Origin of the sequence: Vibrio sp. 10N.222.52.C3 (genome assembly GCF_041474195.1) — a bacterium.
In the GTDB taxonomy this organism is placed as follows: domain Bacteria; phylum Pseudomonadota; class Gammaproteobacteria; order Enterobacterales; family Vibrionaceae; genus Vibrio; species Vibrio crassostreae_C.
Genome location: NZ_JBFRTQ010000001.1, coordinates 1 through 21,357 on the forward strand (window position 1 = coordinate 1; position 21,357 = coordinate 21,357).

At 44.9% G+C, this 21,357-nt stretch carries 24 protein-coding genes and 1 pseudogene; 6 read left to right on the forward strand and 19 right to left on the reverse strand.

Features of this window, described 5'->3' with window-relative positions:
* The 4 genes and pseudogenes from AB4517_RS00005 to AB4517_RS00020 all read right to left on the reverse strand — a co-directional run.
* Positions 1-72: pseudogene (locus tag AB4517_RS00005) on the reverse strand (YeeE/YedE family protein); the annotation flags it as partial.
* Between the two features lie 207 nt (positions 73-279).
* Positions 280-1,512 carry a glycosyltransferase gene (locus AB4517_RS00010; RefSeq protein ID WP_102428361.1) on the reverse strand — a complete coding sequence of 411 codons (1,233 nt, stop codon included), beginning with the start codon at positions 1,510-1,512 and terminating at the stop codon, positions 280-282.
* Between the two features lie 97 nt (positions 1,513-1,609).
* Positions 1,610-2,074, reverse strand: coding sequence for a GNAT family N-acetyltransferase (locus tag AB4517_RS00015; protein ID WP_029235379.1), 465 nt, complete (start codon positions 2,072-2,074; stop codon positions 1,610-1,612).
* 22 nt (positions 2,075-2,096) lie between these two features.
* Positions 2,097-3,194 (reverse strand): ketoacyl-ACP synthase III, encoded by a 1,098-nt coding sequence (locus AB4517_RS00020; protein ID WP_372147664.1) that lies wholly within the window; start codon positions 3,192-3,194, stop codon positions 2,097-2,099.
* Between the two features lie 122 nt (positions 3,195-3,316).
* Between AB4517_RS00020 and trxC the strand changes: the two genes are divergently transcribed.
* The gene (gene trxC / locus AB4517_RS00025; RefSeq protein ID WP_017060125.1) at positions 3,317-3,751 is read left to right on the forward strand and encodes a thioredoxin TrxC; all 435 of its coding nucleotides are present in this window, start codon (positions 3,317-3,319) and stop codon (positions 3,749-3,751) included.
* A gap of 102 nt (positions 3,752-3,853) precedes the next feature.
* Here the strand turns inward: trxC and AB4517_RS00030 are convergent, their stop codons facing one another.
* A complete protein-coding gene (locus tag AB4517_RS00030) occupies positions 3,854-5,533 on the reverse strand; it encodes a GMC family oxidoreductase (protein ID WP_017060126.1) in 1,680 nt (559 codons plus the stop codon).
* The gene (locus AB4517_RS00035; RefSeq protein WP_372147635.1) at positions 5,526-7,130 is read right to left on the reverse strand and encodes a long-chain fatty acid--CoA ligase; all 1,605 of its coding nucleotides are present in this window, start codon (positions 7,128-7,130) and stop codon (positions 5,526-5,528) included. Before AB4517_RS00035 ends, AB4517_RS00030 begins: the two co-directional genes overlap by 8 nt.
* Before the next feature lie 369 nt (positions 7,131-7,499).
* Between AB4517_RS00035 and AB4517_RS00040 the strand changes: the two genes are divergently transcribed.
* Entirely contained in the window at positions 7,500-8,525 is a 1,026-nt protein-coding gene (locus AB4517_RS00040; protein ID WP_017064564.1) for an AraC family transcriptional regulator, read from the forward strand.
* Between the two features lie 57 nt (positions 8,526-8,582).
* Here AB4517_RS00040 and AB4517_RS00045 read toward each other — a convergent pair whose 3' ends face one another.
* Positions 8,583-8,822 (reverse strand): hypothetical protein, encoded by a 240-nt coding sequence (locus AB4517_RS00045; RefSeq protein WP_017060129.1) that lies wholly within the window; start codon positions 8,820-8,822, stop codon positions 8,583-8,585.
* On the opposite strand from AB4517_RS00045, the gene AB4517_RS00050 reads away from it, so the two are divergent.
* Positions 8,794-9,945 (forward strand): MFS transporter, encoded by a 1,152-nt coding sequence (locus AB4517_RS00050; protein ID WP_372147638.1) that lies wholly within the window; start codon positions 8,794-8,796, stop codon positions 9,943-9,945. The two genes, AB4517_RS00045 and AB4517_RS00050, sit on opposite strands and share 29 nt — an antisense overlap.
* A 134-nt stretch (positions 9,946-10,079) precedes the next feature.
* On the opposite strand, the gene AB4517_RS00055 is transcribed toward AB4517_RS00050, so the two are convergent.
* Positions 10,080-10,973, reverse strand: a complete 894-nt coding sequence (locus AB4517_RS00055) for a helix-turn-helix transcriptional regulator (RefSeq protein WP_372147640.1) — start codon at positions 10,971-10,973, stop codon at positions 10,080-10,082.
* A gap of 50 nt (positions 10,974-11,023) precedes the next feature.
* Here AB4517_RS00055 and AB4517_RS00060 point away from each other — a divergent pair, with 50 nt between their 5' ends.
* Positions 11,024-12,421, forward strand: a complete 1,398-nt coding sequence (locus AB4517_RS00060; RefSeq protein WP_372147643.1) for an MATE family efflux transporter — start codon at positions 11,024-11,026, stop codon at positions 12,419-12,421.
* 103 nt (positions 12,422-12,524) lie between these two features.
* Here AB4517_RS00060 and AB4517_RS00065 read toward each other — a convergent pair whose 3' ends face one another.
* A complete protein-coding gene (locus tag AB4517_RS00065) occupies positions 12,525-12,920 on the reverse strand; it encodes a nitrous oxide-stimulated promoter family protein (protein ID WP_372147645.1) in 396 nt (131 codons plus the stop codon).
* A gap of 2 nt (positions 12,921-12,922) precedes the next feature.
* On the reverse strand, positions 12,923-13,438 hold the full coding sequence (locus tag AB4517_RS00070) for a GNAT family N-acetyltransferase (protein ID WP_372147647.1): 516 nt from the start codon (positions 13,436-13,438) through the stop codon (positions 12,923-12,925).
* Positions 13,439-13,535: 97 nt separating this feature from the next.
* Between AB4517_RS00070 and AB4517_RS00075 the strand changes: the two genes are divergently transcribed.
* Positions 13,536-13,745: a DUF2986 domain-containing protein gene (locus tag AB4517_RS00075; RefSeq protein WP_017060973.1), complete on the forward strand. Its 210-nt coding sequence runs from the start codon at positions 13,536-13,538 to the stop codon at positions 13,743-13,745.
* Positions 13,746-13,859: 114 nt separating this feature from the next.
* Here the strand turns inward: AB4517_RS00075 and AB4517_RS00080 are convergent, their stop codons facing one another.
* From AB4517_RS00080 to AB4517_RS00120, 9 genes are all read right to left on the reverse strand, one after another.
* Complete coding sequence (locus AB4517_RS00080) at positions 13,860-14,783, reverse strand: ABC transporter substrate-binding protein (protein WP_372147648.1); 924 nt, start codon at positions 14,781-14,783, stop codon at positions 13,860-13,862.
* A gap of 2 nt (positions 14,784-14,785) precedes the next feature.
* Positions 14,786-15,661, reverse strand: a complete 876-nt coding sequence (locus tag AB4517_RS00085) for a metal ABC transporter permease (RefSeq protein WP_065206162.1) — start codon at positions 15,659-15,661, stop codon at positions 14,786-14,788.
* Positions 15,661-16,395 (reverse strand): metal ABC transporter ATP-binding protein, encoded by a 735-nt coding sequence (locus tag AB4517_RS00090; RefSeq protein WP_372147649.1) that lies wholly within the window; start codon positions 16,393-16,395, stop codon positions 15,661-15,663. The genes AB4517_RS00085 and AB4517_RS00090 overlap by 1 nt, the downstream gene beginning before the upstream one ends.
* Complete coding sequence (locus AB4517_RS00095; RefSeq protein WP_372147650.1) at positions 16,395-17,330, reverse strand: metal ABC transporter solute-binding protein, Zn/Mn family; 936 nt, start codon at positions 17,328-17,330, stop codon at positions 16,395-16,397. The genes AB4517_RS00090 and AB4517_RS00095 overlap by 1 nt, the downstream gene beginning before the upstream one ends.
* A gap of 16 nt (positions 17,331-17,346) precedes the next feature.
* The gene (locus tag AB4517_RS00100) at positions 17,347-17,943 is read right to left on the reverse strand and encodes a DUF6162 family protein (protein ID WP_372147651.1); all 597 of its coding nucleotides are present in this window, start codon (positions 17,941-17,943) and stop codon (positions 17,347-17,349) included.
* Complete coding sequence (locus AB4517_RS00105) at positions 17,940-18,275, reverse strand: hypothetical protein (RefSeq protein WP_017062543.1); 336 nt, start codon at positions 18,273-18,275, stop codon at positions 17,940-17,942. The genes AB4517_RS00100 and AB4517_RS00105 overlap by 4 nt, the downstream gene beginning before the upstream one ends.
* A 116-nt stretch (positions 18,276-18,391) precedes the next feature.
* Positions 18,392-19,228: a DUF4198 domain-containing protein gene (locus AB4517_RS00110; RefSeq protein ID WP_017062544.1), complete on the reverse strand. Its 837-nt coding sequence runs from the start codon at positions 19,226-19,228 to the stop codon at positions 18,392-18,394.
* Positions 19,229-19,346: 118 nt separating this feature from the next.
* The gene (locus AB4517_RS00115) at positions 19,347-19,865 is read right to left on the reverse strand and encodes a DUF2271 domain-containing protein (protein WP_372123408.1); all 519 of its coding nucleotides are present in this window, start codon (positions 19,863-19,865) and stop codon (positions 19,347-19,349) included.
* Between the two features lie 84 nt (positions 19,866-19,949).
* Positions 19,950-20,579, reverse strand: coding sequence for a PepSY-associated TM helix domain-containing protein (locus tag AB4517_RS00120; RefSeq protein WP_372147652.1), 630 nt, complete (start codon positions 20,577-20,579; stop codon positions 19,950-19,952).
* A gap of 343 nt (positions 20,580-20,922) precedes the next feature.
* Between AB4517_RS00120 and AB4517_RS00125 the strand changes: the two genes are divergently transcribed.
* Complete coding sequence (locus tag AB4517_RS00125; protein ID WP_372147654.1) at positions 20,923-21,243, forward strand: hypothetical protein; 321 nt, start codon at positions 20,923-20,925, stop codon at positions 21,241-21,243.
* Positions 21,244-21,357: the final 114 nt, after the last annotated feature.

The following is a 21,357-nucleotide window of genomic DNA, read 5'->3' on the forward strand; positions in this document are numbered from 1 at the left end:
CATTAAAACAATGGCCGACACGCCTAACAACATGCCGCCGAAAAAAGCATCCCAAGGAATCAAACTAAGCACAAACCTCTCCTATCCACAAACATCATAAACTCATAACCCTATAAATTAGAGTTTACTAATAAATATAAATTAGTCAATGCTAATGTACTGCGAGTATGTGTCGTTTTGTAAGTCTGGAATTAACAAGCGCCCTGCATGAAAAAAGCCCCTAGGCGTTAACCTAAGGGCTTATGATTTAATTCGGTTGTATTGGTTGTATTATGTAAGCTACTTAGTCTTGTTCTTTTCAGCTATCCACTGGGACATATACTTCGTGCTCGCCATGCTGTGGTGTTTGAGCATCGAACCAAAGAAGTTATCCAGTCGATGAGATTCAAGATCCGACTCTAACGCAATCAATCGCTCAATCAATGTGTCGCCCAGTTTATTCTGCTCGTAGTGCGCTTCAAGGATTGAATGACATCGGCTTTGTGCCTTAAGCCACTTCTCTTCATCTTTATAAAGGGCAACTGCAGCTTCAACAAATTCGTCGATATCATCAGCAACCGCACCTGGCCATTGCAGTTCTCCTTGTGGCAACATGCCTTCGCTGCCGATCTCGCTGGTTACATTCGGAGTTTGCAGCTTCATCGCATCGAGTAACTTGCCTTTAATGCCAGCGCCAAAACGTAATGGCGCAACACAAACACGTGCATCTTCCATCACTTCTTGAGCGTCTTTCGCCCAACCTTTGATATGGAAGCCAGTTTTAGGGTTATGCAAAGCGGTTGCTTTTGGCGGCGGATACGATCCATAAATATGAAGTTCAGTGTCAGGTAACTGTTTACGAATCTTCGGCCAAATCTTCTGTAGCTGAAGTACGGCATCCCAGTTCGGTGCGTGTCTAAAGTTGCCTATCGTCATGAAATGCTTACGTTCTTCAAAGCTTTTCGTGCTTTCAGGAAGCGTATTAAGATCAACCATGAACGGCAGATGATGAAGCAGTTTGGGATCGATATTGAACTCAGATTGAAGCAGTTCCATCTCGTAACTTGAAATGATCAACGAAAGATCACAGCGCAAAATCGCGGCAATTTCACGTTTAGCCAAGTCACTGTACAAGTGTGCTTTGGTCAGATCTGTTTCTTTCTTAACCGCTTCGTGTCGAGCATTACGCAGAAACTGTAAGTCTTCCGTATCCAGTAACTTAAAGGCATTCGGGCATACTTTCTCGACACGCCAACCAAACTGTTCTTCCATCATAAAACGGTCAAACATCACAACATCGGGCTGCAGCTCTTCAATGTAATCGTCAAAGCTATCGCAATTTAACTGTATAGATTGGCTTGTGATGCCCTCTTCAGAGAGATCAATCATGTGCTCGGTTTCTTGAGCGGGTGTTGCAAATTCAACTGACCAACCTTGTCTCTTAAATAGACGTAAAAGAGACATCATATGGCTGCCAGCCGCCGATGAATTCGGTTCTGGCCAAACGTAGCCAATTGCTAAAACTTTCTTCAAAATACTTCCTAAGAAATAACAAAAGGGCCACAGAAGCCCCTAATAAAACGTTAATCGAGTTATGCCGCTGATAATAATGGTTCTAAGAACTCAGCGATCAGATTCGTTCACCTACATTGCGAGCTATCATAAGCACTTCATCGGCTGAGTAAAAGTTTGAAATCGTGGTTTCGACTTGAGCGCCCAATGTCGACTGATAGAGCTTTTGTGCAAAGTTATCTGCTCTGGTGGTCACTAATACATGTTTTAGTGTCGAGCCCTGCTCTGATAGCTTCTGCTTCACTTGAGGCAAAGAGTCTAGAATCAGCTTTTTGCCCAATCCTTGCCCCTGAGCACTCGGTAACACAGCAAGTTGTTCTAGCTCCAAAACAGCTTCAGGCCTAAACCCACTCTTTTGAACCCAAATAATGTAGCCGACAATCTCGCCATCGCTTTCAGCAACAAAGTTAAGAAAGCGTGGCGCAGCATTTAAGTTACATTGTAACCAATTTTTTGAGTTTTGCTGTCGAACAAAAGTAGCTTGGTGAACTAAAGCCGCTCCATCGAGGTCGGCTTCTGTCATAAAACGAACTTGCGCCATGCTGCTACTCATTCTCAGAATTAGGACGCGTTTTACAGTGTAAAATGGCTTTCTCTAGAAGTTCTAATGCCGAGCTATCTGCTTCTGGAAGCTTAGCGTCCGATTGACCTAACGGCTCAACACGGCTACCCCACTTAATATGGCCTGCCCCCCAAGTTAAACCGGCACCGAATGCCGCCACAAGAATGTTTGAGTTAGGTTTAACAAAGCCTTGCTCTAACGATTCACACAATGCAATCGGCACAGTCGCAGCCGATGTGTTGCCGTAGTTTTGAATGTTCACAAACGCTTTCTCACGTTCAATGCCCGCCATATCACACAGAGTTTGAATAATTCGGATGTTCGCTTGGTGCGGAATCACAACATCGATGTTTTCAGTTGAGATGCCAGTGCGACTCAATACTGTATGTGCTGCAGCGCCCATTCCTTTCACTGCACGCTTGAAGATCTCTTTACCAACGAAATCAAAATCCCAGTAACCGTTATCAGCAGCAAAGCGGTCCATAGAAGTACCGAATTTTGGTACTGCTAGAATGTCACGGCCCTCTGCGTCACAACCGATTTGAGCTTCTTGTAAACCCACTTGCTCTTCAGTACGTGATAGAACCACAGCGCCAGCGCCATCACCGAATAGAACCGCAGTATCACGCTTGGTCCAGTCGATGAAGAATGAAAGACGCTCTCCACCCACAACGATCGCATTGCGGTAGTTGCCCGCTTGAATCAATCGAGTTGCTGTTTCAACACCGTAGATAAAGCCTGTACACGCTGCATTAAGGTCAAAAGCTGCTGCGCTCTTGATGCCTAAGTTCTGTTGAACTTTAGACGCGGCATTTGGAATAAGAGAGTCTGGACTGCACGTCGCTACGATCACAAGATCGATATCTTCGGCTGTTAAACCAGCACACGCCATTGCATGTTGAGCAGCAACGGTCGCTAGCTCAGAGGTATTTACATGACTGATACGACGATTTTCGATACCAGTTCGAGTACGAATCCACTCGTCAGACGTATCAATGAAAGTGCTTAAATCATCATTGGATAGCACGGCTGGTGGCAGACACTTTCCCCAGCCCGTAATTTCAGCGTAAAATTTTGTCATCATTTACCTGTTTATTGTTTGTTTTTATTTGAGTATCTTATTCTTGTTTTAAACAGTATAAGCGTTCCGTACATGATTCGTAAATCGCGTTAGGCACGGAGACGCAATAAAAAGAGAAAGTTATGTCTACATTCAACACACGTTGCCCTTCTTGCGGTGGCGTAAACCGAGTTCCTTCAGAAAGAATTTCAGAAAGCCCTACTTGTGGTAAGTGCAAAAACGCACTTCTAGACGGTGCACCAATCGAAGGTACGTCACTGAATTTCCAATCAATTTTGAACAGTTCACAGCCTGTCGTTGTCGATTTTTGGGCGACATGGTGCAACCCATGTGTAGGTTTCGCACCTGTATTTAGCGATGTCGCTAAAGAGCGCGCTGGCGATGTTCGATTTGTTAAAATTGATACCGAAGCTCAACAGCAACTGGCGGCTATGTATCAAATCAGAAGCATCCCAACGGTGATGGTGTTCAAGAACGGTCAACGTGTTGATACGATTAACGGTGCACTGCCAAAAGGTCAATTTGATCAGTGGCTTAATCAAGCACTAACTAAGTAATACTATTGGTTAAGCTATTGATTTAGCATTACTTAATTCTAAGTAAGCACACAAAAATAGGTTAGAGAGTCTTACCAAATCAAGACTATCTAACCTACTGTTTTATTTATGGTTATCACTTAACTTCTTGAATAAAACTACAGCTTCGCCTTTCGCTTGAATATTAGATTCTTGCTTGCCAAACCCGTATTGCTGTTTGATTTGATCTGCGACTTTCTCAGCAATCATAATGGTTGGTGCATTGGTGTTTGCCCCAATCAGTGTCGGCATCACAGAAGCATCAATGACTCTCAAATTATCCAATCCATAAACTTTGAGATCTTTATCTACCACAGCTAAAGAATCGCTACTAGGTCCCATTTTACAGGTCCCGATCGGGTGATACTGAGTGTCTGCACGATTGCGAATATCTTGCTCGATAGCCTTGTCATCACTGGCGTCCACAGGGTAGAAAGCATTGCCTCGGATATCATCAAACGCGGAACTCTCTAACATTTGATACTGCTTCTTCCAGCCCTTAATCATGATCTCCATGTCTTCAGGATGACTGAAAAACGCAGGATCGATCTTAGGCGGATCATAGGGATCATTACTATTGAGCGTTACGGTGCCGTAGCTCTTCGGTCGCAATAAGGTGACATGAGAGGTAAAGCCATGACTGGTATGAATTTTTCTAGCATGGTCATCTACAACAGCGACCACAAATACAAACTCTAAATCCGGTACAGCGATATGATCTTCGGAACAGAGAAAGCCTATTCCCTCTGCAAAATTACTGCTCATTTTACCGCGGCGTTCTTTGTGCCATAGTGGTAAGGCTTTGGTCATTTCAGAGGCCATTTGCAGCGAGATACCAAAAGTTTCACGCTTTTCACTGCATTTATACGAATGTACTAAGTCGATATGATCTTGAAGGTTCTTGCCCACTCCAGGTAATTCATGAACCTGTTCGATTCCATGTGTCTCTAGTTCAGTTTGAGCACCGACACCAGACAGTAACAGCAATTGGGGAGAACCAAACGCGCCAGCGGAAAGAATCACTTCTTTGTTGCATCGTATCTGATAACGCTTTCCGCTAGAACCATATTCAACACCAATCGCCTTCTTGCCTTCAAACAAAACCTTATGTGTGGTGGCTTTAGTCACGACCGTGAGATTCGATCGTGAAAGGTTTGGCGTTAAGTAAGCCTTGGCAGCACTGCATCGTTCACCATTCAGCTGTGTTACCTGCGTCGGCATCGCCCCAAACTGAGCAGCGCCGTTAATATCCTCATTGCGAGGTACACCTATCGATTCACACGCCGTTAAATAACGTTCCAACATAGGGCTTGGCGATCTAAGATTGGCCACATTAAGAGGACCACCTTGGCCATGGAACTCATCTTGGTGGACTTCGTTGTTTTCTGCTTTCTTAAAGTAAGGCAAACAGGATTCATAGTTCCAGCCAGCATTGCCCAAGCTTTCCCATCTATCGTAGTCATAGCGATGTCCACGAGCGTACATCATGGCATTGATAGAGCTAGAACCGCCAAGTGTCTTACCTCTAGGCTGATAGCCTTTACGACCGTTCAAACCCGGCTGTTCAACCGTTTCGAATGCCCAATTATTGAGTTTGGTTGGCATCATCGCCACCACGCCAACGGGTGTGTGAATGAATGGGCTGGTGTCTTTACCACCCGCTTCTAACAAGCAAACCGTCACATCAGGATCTTCCGACAGCCGAGAAGCCATCACACACCCAGCTGAACCACCGCCAACAATAATAAAATCATAACTATCCATTTGCCATCTCCGCTATTTCTAGTGGGTGTAACTCACGCTTCAAGATTTTTCCGGTTGCTGTCATGGGTAAGGCTTTACGAATGAATACCTTACGCGGGTATTTGTAGTCGGCGAGTTGCTCACGACACCATGCTATCAAGGCGGCACTATCACATTGCGTATGTTCGTGAAGAACCACATGCGCGTGGATCTCCTCGCCTAAATGTTCATGATGCTCGCCTACCACCGCGACCATTTCGACATCGGGGTAACACATCAACACTTCTTCGACTTCACGTGGATAAACGTTGTACCCACCACGAATAATCATGTCTTTAACACGGTCAACAATGAACAAATTGCCATGCTCATCGACGCGACCGATATCTCCCGTTAAGAACCAACCATCACGAATAGATTCAGCTGTCGCCTCTGGCCTTTGATAATAGCCTTTCATCACACTTGGGCTTTTAATGCAGACTTCGCCGAGTTCACCCATAGCGACAGAGTTGCCTTGTATATCAGTAATCTTGATGAGGTGGCCACATAAAGGCTGACCGACACTACCCGATAAACGATCGCCATCAATATGATTAAAGGTCGCAACCGGCGCCGTTTCCGAGAGCCCATAACCTTCTAAGACTGGTAATTCAAAACGAGATTCAAACTGTCGTATAACCTCAAGCGGCATAGAAGCACCGCCAGAAACACCTAACCTCAAGCTGTGTTTAACCTGTTCAGAGCGTTTGCTTGTGTTTTCTAAACTATCAGAAGACTCTTCTCCCGCCTTTAATAGCGCGATATACATAGTAGGAACACCCGCAAACACGCTGACTTTATGGCTAATGATCTGTTCAATAACCAATGACGGTTCAAAACGAGGAATCAACACCATGGTGGACCCTGTTAGCACACTCGCGTTCATCATCACTGTTTGGCCGAAGCTATGGAATAAAGGCAGTGTAGCCATTGTGGTGTCGCTGTACTCCAATCTCATTAGATACTGTGACGACATCGCATTGGTTTGCATGTTGGTGTGGGAAAGCTCAGCCCCTTTTGGTTGACCCGTCGTGCCAGAGGTATAAAGGATCACAGCGGTATCATCGCCATGACAAGCCACAGACTCAAAAGGAGTAAAAGGTTGTGCCAACCAATCAGCGATTGATTCATGCTCCTCATTACTTTCTAAAGTAGTGTCTGTGTTTGTTGGGATAGGCATCTCGACAAAGTGTTCACAGTGGTTTGCCTGCTCAAAACCTTGTAAACCATAGCGACCAATTGGAAGCTCTTCACTGCCGTCAAAACATAAATAGGCCTTCGCGTTAGAGTCATTAAGGTGATAAGCGATCTCTCTGGCCTTGAATAGCACGTTCAAAGGCACGACTACACAACCCGCTTTTAGAATCCCGTAATAGGCTATCGGAAAGTAAGTCACGTTCGGGCATGACAACGCTACCTTATCTCCGTTCTGCAACCCAAGTCTTTTCAAGTTAGCAGCCACGTTTCCAGAAAGTTGTTCTAACTGAGAAAAACTGATTTCATCCGATCCCATACGCAGAGCGGCTTTAGTTGGAAAAAGCGAAGCGCTACGCTCCAAATTAACAGCAAGATTGTGCATCCATGATCTCCTTGTGCGGCTTAGACCTGTTTGTGACGGTCACCGTAGACGTTCTAATCGTTGTAATAAGTCTCTTTCTTGTCATCACGAGCCTGCACATTGGTGTGTCATGTAGATAAGAGTCGTTATTGAGCAAAATGTTTGAGACGCTCCAATGTGCAGCCCAATAAATTACAACATTTCGATAACATTTCGAACAGGTTTCAAAAAGACAAAAACCGGTGATATTCGGACACGACCTGTGTAAGCCCAATAAAACCTTGCACACATAAACCAAAATTTGGAACAAGCTTGCGAAAGTGAGAACAAGCAACAGGCGTAAATGTTAAAAGTTCGGTTAAGATATCGATATTCAACAAGAGGCAGCTTATGGAATACACCGCAGTTTACGAACCCGACATGCAAGCATTCGGCATTCTGGATCTTCAGTTGCTGCATCGTTACCTGTCGCCTGTTCTCAGTATCGAAGAGTTGCTCGAAGGCAGTAACATCGATGCTCTCCAACTCAACACACCCGATACACACATCACTTTGGCGCAAAAGCTTGCTGTGTTCAGTAATGCGTTAGCGAATTCCAACGAAGACGGATTGGGGCTTAAAGTTGGCCAACAAGCGAGGTTCAGCGATTTCGGCGTGCTCGGTTATGCGGTGTTTAGCAGCGAAACACTACTCGATGCCTTTTTAATCGGGTTTAAGTATCTGCAACTTGCTGGCCCTGTCCTCAGGAAAACCATGTCTGTAGAAGACAACATTGGTTACTTTCGCGCAGAGCAACTTATCGAACTCGATTCTTTACTGCCCTTTTGTTGTGAATACTGGTTCGCGGCGATACACAGTTTGTGCGAAGAGGTCTTACAGCAGCCCTTTCCTTCTCAAGTGATCCGCTTCCCCTATCCAAAACCTGAATACGGCGATCTATACACAGAGATTTTCCGCTGCCCGGTTGAATTCAATAGTGACCGGCTTGAATGGGAGTTCGACGCAACCACCTTGTATTCATCTCTTCCTACCGCCAACCCCATCACTTTACAGATGTGCTTAAAATCGTGTGATGACATGTTGGCAAAAGTCAGTGCACCCAGTAGCCTCAAAGAGAAAGTCTCTCAGATGCTGATTGAAAGGCCAGGATGTTACCCTTCTATAGAATCCATTTCTTCAGAACTGGGCATGTCTTCTCGAACTCTGCGTCGTCACCTGAAAGCAGCCGATACCAGCTACCAGAAGATACTGGACCACGTTCGTTTTCACCTTTCTCGACACTACCTTTCTTCAACTCAAATGAGCATTGAAGAGATATCTGAGCGCGTTGGGTTTTCAGACAGCGCTAACTTTCGACATGCCTTTCGTAAGTGGAGTGGAAGCTCGCCACGTCAATACCGTAAAGAAACGGTCTAACACTTAAAATCCCACTCAATCCAAATCATAAAAAGACAATCACGCTGCAATTTGTTTCTAAATTAAACCACCAATGAACAACGGCTTAACGACTTTTTGCCCGCATAAAATCTCGCCAAACCACCAAATATCGCAACCGTATTTTAGTTTAGTTGGTCGATAAATTTCTTTTATCTTAACGACCATTTTTATTTGTTTTACCCAATTCAGTTTCTCCCCCATAGTCGCGGAAAATTCATCGTTTCTTTTACTATCAGAGGCTCCTGCATTGGACAACATCCAACCAACAACTCGCATAACTGTTCCTGTTATTGCATTGTCTTTTTACGCGATCGCTTCAGGCTACTTAATGAGTTCATTACCATTAATGCTGTCTGAGTATGGCTTAGACAAAGATCTATCGAGTTGGTTGGCGAGTGCATTCTATGCAGGTCTACTGGCTGGTACATTATTGATTGAACGTGCCATTGCGCGTGTTGGCCACAAAGATGCGTTCGTCATCGCATTGAGTGTGTTCATCGCAACGATCCTTGTATTGCCATTGATCCCACACCAAGCAGTATGGCTACTAGCTCGCTTTGTGGCTGGTGTGGCGGTTGCAGGTATCTTCGTGATTGTAGAGTCTTGGCTAATGAGCGGTGACGAGTCACAACGCGCAAAACGTCTCGCTATCTACATGTGTTCACTGTACGGCGGTTCTGCAGTTGGTCAGCTTGGTATCGGTTACCTAGGTATTACTGGTGGCGTACCTTTCATCGCAATGTTCACCCTTCTGTTTGGTGCGATCATTGTGCTGATGTACGGACAAGCAACTCCACCACAGATCCACGATGCGCAATCTTTGTCTTTAAAACAGATCAGCAAATTAAGCCACAGCGCGCTCATTGGCTGCATTGTTTCCGGATTAACGCTAGGTGCGATTTACGGCTTGATGCCAGTTGAACTTGTTCAACGTAACATTGCACACGAAAACATTGGTGGTTTGATGGCTTTGGTTATCATGGGTGGTATGGCTGTACAGCCGATGGTGACTTGGCTATCTCACCACGTAGGACAAGTGTTATTAATGGCTTTGTTCTGCCTGCTAGGGGTTGCAAGCATTGGTGTGCTGACTATCAATCACGATTTCTACGTACTAGGCATGAGCTTGTTCGTATTAGGCATGGCCACATTTGCGCTATACCCAATCGCGATTAACTTAGGTTGCCGTAACCTTGACCCAAGCTACTTGGTGTCAGTGACTCAAATCATGCTACTTTGCTACAGCATCGGTTCTGTTGCGGGACCAATCGTTGCAGACAGCTTTATGGATTCACAAGCAGGATTGTTCACTTACCTGTTCGCGTCTCTACTTGCTACAACGATCTACATGTTGATTGCTAGCCTAAAGCGCTCTCACCTACAGATTGCAGGCGAGTAAGCTTAAATAGACAGACACTAGATGCGTGTCATTAGGGCTCCGAGTTCAGACTTTATGTCTAAGCGAAGGGCTCTTTTCAACTCATGCCTATATGTAACCTTCTTCTCCCACACTTCTCATTTCATCGTGCAAGGCTAACCAAGAAGTCGATGGCTCTTTCGATATTGACTGGGTGACAAACCGAAATGCTTTTTGAAACGATGCGAAAAGTTATAAGGATCTTTGTAGCCTAAGCGATTAGCAATCATAGAAACTGACCAATCTTGATATTTCAGTAGACTGGTGGCTTTGTCCATGCGTAATTGAATCAATTTACTGCGTGGTGAGAGGTTGAATAGCGTCTTGGTGACTCTATTGAGTTGCTCTTCACTGATAAACACTCTTTCAGCCATCCCTGCCACTGTCCATGGCTGATGCAGACTACTTTCAATTTCGTTATAGAGCGCTTGAACACGTGCAGTGGTGCTGGTCGACTTAGGCTCAAACCCCGTCAATGTTCGGATAATTTCACTCAAGAGTAACTTACGGTAACTGGCTCTACCGCCTATCTCAAAGTAAACCAAGTTCATTAATGACCAGATCTGCTCACACTCTCCAAAAGGCACAATCCCCTGTCCTAAACTTGCTATGTGCTGCCATTGCTTGGTGTCAGGCGTCAGCATCCACGCCATTTTCCAATAATTATATTGAGGATCGAGTTCAAAACGAAATGGGGTTTCAGCAGGAAGCACCACGAGTGTATAAGGCGTAATCGCTTTGACCGATGCTGCGGTTGTTAGAATCCCGCCACCTTCCATAGTGAAAATCAACGTATGAACATTAACGGATTCGCGCTCAACCCAGTAGCCATCATATAGCTTCGCCATGCCGCCCATATAGACACCAAAGCTTTTCATCTCTGGAATATCTTCAACGGTCAAAAAACGTTCTTTACACTGTTCAGCGAGAAAAACATCATCATGCCAAGTTGATTTTGGTCTCATTGAATCAATGACGGATTTGCACAGGTTTTGTTGTTTTTTAAACATGTTGTTACTTCGCTCAAATCACTATAGTTCTGCCATAAATCGGAGAACTTATGACAACTAACATCAACCCTAACTCATCTATGAATAACAAGCCAGAGAGCATCTTACCTCGTATCGTTAAACTTGGTTTGCCTGTTGCTTTGCAAAGTGCGCTTGTCGCTATTCTTGCCCTTGCTGACGTATTAATGGTCAGTGATTATGGTATGGAAGCAGCTGCGGCTGTGGGAATTGCATCAAAATGGCACTTCGTTGCTATTATGATTATGGCAGGGTTGGCCTCAGCAAATGGAACATTAGTCGCTCAATACTGGGGAAAGAATGACCGAAAAAGCGCGCGAACAGTATCATCTATCGCGATGGTGTTTGGCTTAAAAGTTCTGTTGCCTGTTACTGCAATCATCACTCTTGGTTCTCAGTTTTTAATGATGTTGCAAACCAGCGATCAAACCGTGATTGAACTTGGCGCGACTTACCTATGGTATGGCTTCCCCGTTCTACTGCTGACTCACATTGTCGTCGTGGTAGAAGCAAGCATGCGCTCATCAGGTGACACCGTAACACCACTATTGCTTGGTGCGGTCACGATTGCCCTCAACATCGCACTTAACTTCGTACTCATTAAAGGTGCCTTCGGTATTCCAGCGATGGGCGTTGCAGGTGCGGCATTGGCAACCACTTTAGCGCGCTTGATTCAAGTGGGTTTGATGTATGGCTATATGCGCATGCGTAAACACTGGTTGTTAACCACGCCTAGCTCACCACATCGTCCGTCATTATGGTTGTCTTACCGTCGTATTGCTTTGCCACTAACGATGAATGCCGTGTTATGGGCAATGGGTACTATGGCATACCAAATGATCTTCGGTCACATGGGCACAACGGAACTTGCTGTGTTCTCTATGCTCACGCCTTTTGAGTCGCTGTGTTACTCGATATTCTTTGGTATTTCTGTAGCGTGTTCCGTGTTGCTTGGTCACTCACTCGGTCGTGATGAGTTTGATGACGCTATGAGTATGGGGCTGACATTCATTAAAGCCGTCGTTGGATTTGGCGCGGTTGTTGGATTGCTACTGTTTATGGGCAAAGAGCATGTTCTAACATGGCTGAACCTTTCTACAGATGCGCTCTACCCGCTCGCTTCACCTGCAATGACCATTATGTGTTTTGCTGTGGTGATTCGTATGCTGAACATGGTGATCATCAACGGTATCATTCGCGCTGGTGGTGATAATACGTTCTGCCTTCGTATGGACTTCATCGCAATGTGGATGGTCGGCATTCCAGTATGTGTTTACGGCGCGTTTGTCGCTGGATGGGATTTCAAATACATCTATGGTTTGATGTTGGTGGAAGAAGTGGTGAAACTGGCAATTTGTTCTCATCGTTACCTAAGCCGACGCTGGATCAACAACCTCACAGTGACCTATGACGAGCCTCAAGCGGCATAGGCTACTTGGCTAGATTCAAGCTGAGATGGAAGTGTATCTACATCAAAAAGGTCTGCGCAATCAGACCTTTTTCGTTTCTTCAGCAACCACTTTTAAACGCCAGTTACTTCTTATTCATTCGGATATGGCGGTTCGACACATTCGGCAATGGCTTCTCAGACACTTTTCGCTTTTCATGTATCAAATGTCTGATCGCTAAAATCGGATGCTTGAGTAACATTCTTGGCCCAGCATAGCGCATGACTAAACGCATCTGCTCTTTCGGATCGGGCTTATAGCAATGGATCGGACACTTATTGCAGGTCGGTTTGGCTTCACCATAAGGGCATCTATCCAATCGTGTTTCGGCATAACGCAACAGTTGCTCACACTCCTCACATAACGCGTTATCCTGACGCACTGCACCGTGGTGATCTTTACAGTAGATGTGCACCATCGCAATAACGGTTTTGTACTCCGTTGCGAGTTCGCCTTGTAGAATGTTGTTATGTTGAAACATGATTAATTGCCCAGAGATAAACCGTACAGGTTGAGATTGACGCTTTCACTTAATACGTCTTCGACTCGCTCAAACACAAAACCCAACTTAGTCAGTAATGCGATACTTCGAATGTTATCAGAGGTGGTGATGGCAACTAAATGATCGATATCAGCATTCTGCTTAGCTTGTTCAATTATTGCTTGTGCCGCTTCTTGAGCAAAACCTTGCCCATACACCTCTGGAACAAAGCCATAGCCAATATCATGCGAGTCTAAGGTATCTCTTTTAATTAACCCGCAAATACCAATTGGAGTTAAGGAGTCCTTTATTTCGACCATCAATAGGCAAACACCCTCCTCTTTATGCATCTTAAGAATGTTGTTTTTGATGTATTCAACGGCCTTATCTGTGTCGCTGATTTCCTTGTCTCCAATGTAACGCAGGAAATCTTCTGAGCTGTATAATCGCTGAATAAACGCCGCATCTTGAGGCGTGATCATTCTTAATCGTAAACGTTCGGTCTCGACTGACTGCATAGTGATATTTTCCTTGCTGAATACCATGTAAATATTGAGTTCTAGAGCTAAAATGATTATCCTCCACCGCCTAAACTAAATACAAGGCTATGCAGCAATGAACCGTAAGAAAAAAATCAATCAAATTCTAAAAAAGAAGCAGAAACAGGCGAATTCTAAACTGCATAGTAGCAACAAGCCTCGCTACATCTCTAAAGCTGACCGTGCAAAAATGGAAGCTGAAGAACAAGCGAAAGCAGCTCAAGAGCAAGCTGAAGGTTCAGTAGAAGCAACTGTTGAAGCTGAAGAGACAAAAGCTGCAGAGTAAGTTTATACTCGCAGTCCTCTTGTCTGACACTCTTTTCAGAGCCAACAGACAAGAACAAAAAAGCAGCCTCAAATTGGGCTGCTTTTTTGATCCTACCATTTTTAATCGCGCTGGTTAGCCTTTGAATGGCTGCACTTCCCAACGGGCAAACGGTGCTTTTGCGTTGATTCCCGCTCTGCCCCAACGATCAACAGAATCCACTACCAAGATACGCTCATTCGGTACCAATGATTTAATCAAGTTGCTTGGCTTTTTCGCTGTAACTAACCATAGAGCATCATCTTCCGAAAACATCTCTTTAAGCTTGGCTTTGTCCTGCTCTGTCCATTCCAGTTCAGCTTTGAACATGCGTTCTTCAACAAACAGTTGGCTGCCAGAAGCGAAATCTTCCAAGCTTTCTGAAAGCAACAATACTGAATCTACGTCATTGTCGAGCAATACTGCTTGCTGCTTGTTGATCAGTTCACGAACATCCAACATCACACGTTGTAAGTTGCTATCAATCGTATCTGCTTGCGCCGGCCACAATAACTTAAAGTCATCAGCCACAATTGCCGCCATACGCGTTAGGTTAGTCGGGTTTAACCAGGCATATTTAGACACTTCACCATTCGATAACGTCAGCGCTGCAACACCTTGCGCGCGCGGTGTAATCGCTTGAGCGACATCAACCTCAACCAAGCGTATGTTACCTTGTCTCGCGTATACGAACGTAGGATCAGCTTGCCAAATCGATGTCAGCGTCAATGCAACTGTCGCCTTCTCTCCTGACTTAAGGACTATGCTTTCGCCCTTCGTTCCAAACCAGTTAGGCAAGCGATCAATACCGTATCGTTTTGGTGGAAGGTATTCAGTCGTAATGTCCGTGCCTTTGGTTAGCTCTGTCGCCAATGCATAAGTCACAGGTGTACTGGTTAGGATGTCTTCTGCATTCACGTTCAGTGACATCACAGAACCAGCCATTAATACACTACCAAGTACACTCACTTGAGCCGTTGCTTTTACTGAGCTAGCGATACGATTCATTAAACAAGTCATGATTACGCCTTTCTTACAATTCGGTATAGCGTTGCTGCTAGGAAAAACGTTGCAGAAACGATGATGATTGAAGCGCCCGATGGCACTGGCAGTTTGAGTTCCATAGGCAACACGGTTCCAACCAAACATGCGATGGTTGCGAGTAATGCCGACAAGAGAACAAAGCTCCCCATACGTTTAGTTAACAATCGAGCGGTCGCACCTGGAATCAACAATAACGCACCCACTAGAACTGCACCTACGATCTTCACGGCCGCAATTGTCACTAAGGTGATCATCATGACAAACAAGTAATCGTAAAAGCTGGTGTTGTAACCACGAACCTTAGCTATATCAGGGCTGATACAAGTCAGGAGAATGCGGTTGAATGTCGGTATCAAGAGCAAGATGATGATCGCGCAACTACCTGCGAGAATCGCTAAGTCTTGGTCTGTTACCGTCAAAATCGAACCAAATAGTACGTTCTCAAGCATGTGGATGTTGATCTTACGCGCCACGTACATCAGCAATGCCGCACCCACTGCCAGTGCTAAAGCAAGGAAAACGCCAACTAAAGTATCGTATGGCACATTTGTTCTGTTTCTTACAAAGTGAAGAAGCAGCGCGAAGATCATACAGAAGCTAAACAGACCAATAATTGGGTTTTCTGGTGGCTCGCCAAGCAACACACCTATAGCGATACCGGTTAATGCCGCGTGGCCGACGGCTTCTGAGAAGAAAGCCAAACGCTTAGCAATCACCAAAGTACCCAGACCACCTAACAGAGGACCAAGTAGTAACGCTGCAACCAAAGCATTGACCATGAAGGCATACATGAAACTGTCTGATAACCAGCCCGCTTCCACGCCACTAATGGCTAGTTGTCGTAACCAATCCATTACGCAACCTCCTTCGATTTGGTCATCGCAGAGCCACTGCTGTAGTGCTGGAACAGGCTCTCGATTTTACTTGGGTGTAAGACTTGTTCGTGTGGGCCACTATCAACCAAGAATCGATTCACAACATGTACGTTCGCTTCGAGTCGACGCACTGCCGTGACATCGTGGTGTACCGCAAGAATCGTACGACCTTCATTAACACATTCACGAATCAGCGATTCCAGATAACGCACGCCCTGCTCGTCCATACCGGTCGTAGGTTCATCCAACACCAATAGACTTGGGTTATCCAATAACGCTTGAGCAAACAACACGCGTTGCTGCTCACCACCCGATAACTGTCCCATGCGGCGGTCGCTGCGTGTCGCCATGCCAACGCGGTCTAACTGGGCAAGAGCAAGATCCAATTGCTTAGATTTACGGCGCCAAAACAATGGGATTCGCGTTTGATTAAGCAATACGAAGTCCATTACCGTCAAAGGTAAGCTCGATTCGAAAGTCGCTTTTTGGGGAACGTAACCAATACTGGGCTTTTCTGGCCAGTGGATATTGATTTGACCAGAGAAAGGCGTAAGTCCAAGTACAGATCGCAACAAAGAAGTTTTGCCTCCACCGTTTGGTCCTATAATCACATGACACTCACCCGCTTTAAGTTCTAGTGAGATATCATCAAGAATCACGTTGTTATCGTATTGCAGGCCGAGTTTATTAATTGAGATTGATGGACCTAGCATTATGCGTTCCCGCTTTTAGCTTGGTTCGCCGCCGCAAATTTCATTGCTTCGATTAACGTTTCTAGGTTTTTCTTCATCTCAACTTCCACTTTATCGTCTTCATATTCGCCGTGCGTCATGTGAGAAAAACGGTAAAGCTGAACGCCTGTTTCAGCTTCAATGGTGTCAACAAAACGGTTTGACATATTTAGCTCGTAGAACAGAACATCAATACCCGATGCGCGGATCTTTTCGATCGTCTCTTGCAGTTGACTAGCACTTGGTTCAACACCGTGTGCAGGCTCGATTACTGCCGCAACATCCACACCAAACTCTTGAAGGATGTAGCCATAAGCATTATGTGTAGTCGCGACCTTCATACCTGAAGTATCTAACTCACCTAATGACAACATCGCATCGCGCTTCATAAAGCGAAATTGCTTTGCGTATTTACGTGCATTCTTACGATAAAAAGCCGCGTTGTCAGGGTCGAGCTTAGAGACCTCACTCGCGATGGTGTAAACCTTTTGAATTGTTGTCGAAAGCCCAACAAAGGTATGTGGGTTAACGGCACCTTGACCCACAGACTGACCAAGAGCAGGAAGTAGAGGCACTTCTTTGTTTGCTTCGATCACGACTAGGTCATCACGTTGCGCGGCTGAAATCACTTTAAGCGCGAAGTCATCGTGACCAATACCGTTTACCACGATGGCGTCCATCTGACTCAATCTCTTCAAGTCGTTCGGTTGTGGCAAGTAGTTATGCGGATTAAAGCCGGCATCAACCAAAGGAAGGATGTTCACTTTGTCGCCTACTACTGCTTTTACGTAGCTGTAGTAAGGTTGAAGCGTGATACCAATCGTCAGCTTGTTGCTGTCGATCTTATATTCTTTTGCCAATGCATTGGGTGCCATGAACACCGCTAATAACGACATGAACAGAGTCATAATTCGCATAGTAATTCTCTTATTATTAGTGAGCATCGCTTTCATGATGCTGTTCAATTTCTGATTCGTTCACGACCATTTTCCAACCAGTAGACTCAAGCGTGTGTTGGTCAAAAGTAGCGGGCTGTTTCGCTACACCGCCCAAGAAGATCCAGATTTCAGGAGAAACGCTGTTCGCATTTAAAATAAAGGAATCCGCAAAACCATGATCGCTTTGTGCAGCATATTCACTAGATGTAGCTTGTTCACTTGGAGTAGAAAAGTAGTAACCACGCTCGTCCAGTACCCAAGCATGAGAACCTTTGCGCTTCCAACTCTGATCTTCTACAAACGGGGCAACCCATTCATCTTTAAGTGATGCAACACTCGGCCATTCACCATCTGAGTCCATGCGCAGGTCACGGATTTCTTCATGCGCTAAACGCAGCTCTGATAGCATCGCCAAGTTTTCTTGTTCAACATCAGTCACTAGAATTTGATGATCAAGCACTGCTTTAACGTGGGATTCAGCCTGATGAAATGGGATTGCGACAGTTGCAAAGCAAAGGATGAACACAATGATCAGTCCTACCCATTTGCCCTCTCTGCCGCCCGTATCAGCACGTACGCTTTGAATCATCATTTTTCACTGATCTCTACAACATCAACTTCAACTGGAAACTCATGACCTGAATCGAACACAAGGTAGAACTCAGTGTCAGGATGTGGGAATTCAACGATAGAACGTTTATCTGTCATCTCTTTTGCAATCAAGTTGTCTTCGTAATCGTACATCTCAACTGCGTAATCAATCGCTTTGCTGCCATCCGAATAACCCGCTTCACAAGCAACAGTCTTACCTTCAAACCAGCAGCTCATCAGTGGAAAGTGTGCTTGCGCAGGTAATGCAGCGAAACCAAGTCCCAATGCTAAGCAAGGAGTCATTAAAGCGTTAAGTTTTGTTTTTATTGTCATGGTTCGTACCCTAGCCACAGTGCAAATTCTCAGAAGTAAACTGAGCGATAAAGGGCTCAAATGAGCCCTTAAGTTTTTTTGATTCTTAATCAGGGATCTAGCCCCGATATCACAGACTATTGAAGCAGCGCTTCGAACGTTAGGTGAACGTTCGCGCTTGCTTTGTCTGCCAGTGGGTTGTCAATCAACTCACCTTTGTAGTTCGCTTTCATTACGTAACGACCTGCTACGTCTGGAGTAAACGTGATTTCACCGTTCTCATCACTCACCACATCAATCTGCTCTTGGTGGTTGCGGTAAAGCGTACCTTCACGAGTAATCTCCGCTTTCACGTCTTTCTGGATTTCACCGTTGTAGAAGAACTGGAATGTCACAGGTTCGCCTTCAACGATATCTGAAGGGTGTGTCACAGGCTTCATTTCTAGAAGCTTGCCTTCAATTTTGAACACTGAATCCGTTGGCTTACCTACCGTGATGTAGCTTTCTGCACGAGTGAAGCTGATTTGCGTTACCACGTCACGTGATTTTTCAGGTAGAACTGAGTCACGCTCAGCTTTGTTTGCTTTAATCCACTTCACCGTGTCACGGCGACCCGCTTTGTATTGCGTGTAGTAAGACGGCTGGTTGTTGATCGCCACTTTGTGTGTACCTTCTTCTTCAAAATAGAAGTCGAAGATTGAACGACGCTTGCCACGAATAACGAAGTTAGGACGCTCGCTGCGGCCATCTGGCATGATGACATGAGCATTTTCGCTGCCAGCAGGCTTATCAAAAACAAACGTACCGTGAGACGCAGTAACATCGAACGTTAGCCAATCACCACCTTCTTTAGATACAGTAAAGTGAGATGGCAAAATCCAACGTGGGTGAGCTTGTGCCGTTGTCGTTGCTGCTAGGCCGAATGCCATCACACCCGCTAGAGCAAGTGCTTTGATTTTTGTCTGTTTCATCATGTTCAATTCCATTATTCATAATTGTTAGCCGTGTCGCTCTATCTGAGCCTACGATGACCACTGTCTATTCTGTTCAGCTTGGTTTTAGTTCGTACTTACTAGTTACTATTCGCACTTACTATTTAGCGATGTAGTTCAGGGTGATTTCACCCGTCTCTTCCGTTGCTTTTAATTCGTAAGATACGTTTGAATCTGTGAGTGATACTTTTTGGCGAAGGTAGTTACGGCCACCGTGTTCACGAACCACTTCGATATGAACCGTGTACTCGCCTTGTTCTAGTGCTTGGCCATCATCACTCTTACCATCCCAAGCGAAACGGTACTTGCCAGCTGGACGCGTTGCGGATGTCACAGCGTCAACAAGATCACGATCGTAACGGCCAACCTTTCTCCACCAGCTGCGTAGATCTTTCAGCCATTCGTCTTTACCGACCCAAAGTTCAATGGTTTTCACTGACTTTCGTTCGCTGTTCTCTACCCACACCGCCACATAGGGACGCGCATACATAGAGGTATCAATCTTTGGAAGCTCGAAGCTCACATCAAGTTTTGCCGTATCAGGAATCGCTTGTGCCATACCTAGGCTTGGCAAAAGAGATAAAGCAAGAAGCGCCTTGCTCCAGTTCATTTTTTTCATGTTTAACAACCTTTTAAATCCGTTTAACCTTTAATTCGTTCTTCAAGCTGATTCATCAACCCACTTCATCAAGCTAATTAAGGGTTAAGGTACGGCGACAAAATAGATAACCAGTGAGATTGCAGACCCAAACACCGTCCATTTAATGGAGGTATTGAGTGTTTTTTTCTTAGGTAACAGTAAGCACACGCCAGTAAGCACAAAGAAGATCATCAGTAGCGCAGTGATATCGATAAACCATTTCCATACTTCACCGCTGTTACGACCTTTATGTAGATCGTTCAACAATGCGATAACGCCGTAATTCGTGGTTTCGACTTCTACAAATTCAGACGTAACGTCAACAAACACGGAAGCGTTGTAGCCCGGTCCTTTGAAGTCCATAGACACTTCACCGATGAGCAACTCACCGTCTTCGATCTCTGCGTAGATGTCCAAACCTGAAGGAACGCCGGAGAGGTTAGCTTCTTCAAACAGAAACGTTTCAAAGGCTGTCTCGTCAGCTTTTAAACGTCCGTCTTGAACCGTAAATAAACTTGTAGGAAGCGTTAGCGTAGAGCGTTGGATATTGGGTTGGCTTGATTCAAATAACTCAGGTCGGTTCAGGGTGATACCGGTTACTGAGAAAAAAAGAACCATGAACAGAAGCGCCATAGAAATATAAACATGAAGTCGACGAGCCCATGACTGAACCGCCCTACTTTTTAACGACATACAAACCAATACCTATAAATTTTATGGCGACAATTTAGTTGATAATCATTCGTATTGGCATTCAATTTACATTGTTTACGTTTGCCGAGCGGCGTAAGGAAATTTACATAACATTACATGGGAAGTAATCGAACTGTATGCATATTCTTGCTAACGTGTGCTAAAGGGATTTGATTCGTTTTATTAGAGGTTATTGATAACAGGGTCAAAGCTCAAAAAGGCTCAATCTCAACATGCTTGATTGAGATGGGTTTAAGGTAACAGTCGTAGCTTTAAGGATAGAAAGTTGGGACTATTTGATCACTGGTTTGATGATAGCTAATGAAGCTTAAAAGGATTTGAAATGCGTATTTTTGTTTTGGCTTTTGCTGCGCTAGTGACGGCGTGCACCAGCCAAATAATCAGCACTGAAGAACATATTCAAGAATACATCGGTTCAGATATAACCGATGTACAAGAACGTTATCTCACCGAACGGTCACGCCCTATCAGTTTTTGGGCGTCTCGAAACTATGCTTGGATTGAAACCAAGAAACCGTTAGACAATGGTTATACAGTACACGCATTCAAAAACCCTTATCGTGACTGCACCATTAATTGGGTTGCTGATACCAGCGGCGTGATTCAAAGTGCGACGCTTAGTGGCACGATGTGCGAGCCTTAATCAATCCAGGCCAATCGAACAATAACGCTAGATGAGCTAAAGTCTCAAGGTGAGTTTAAGTCGCTAGAATTAAAAAGGGTGTCATTTGAACGATCAAATGACACCCTTTTGCTT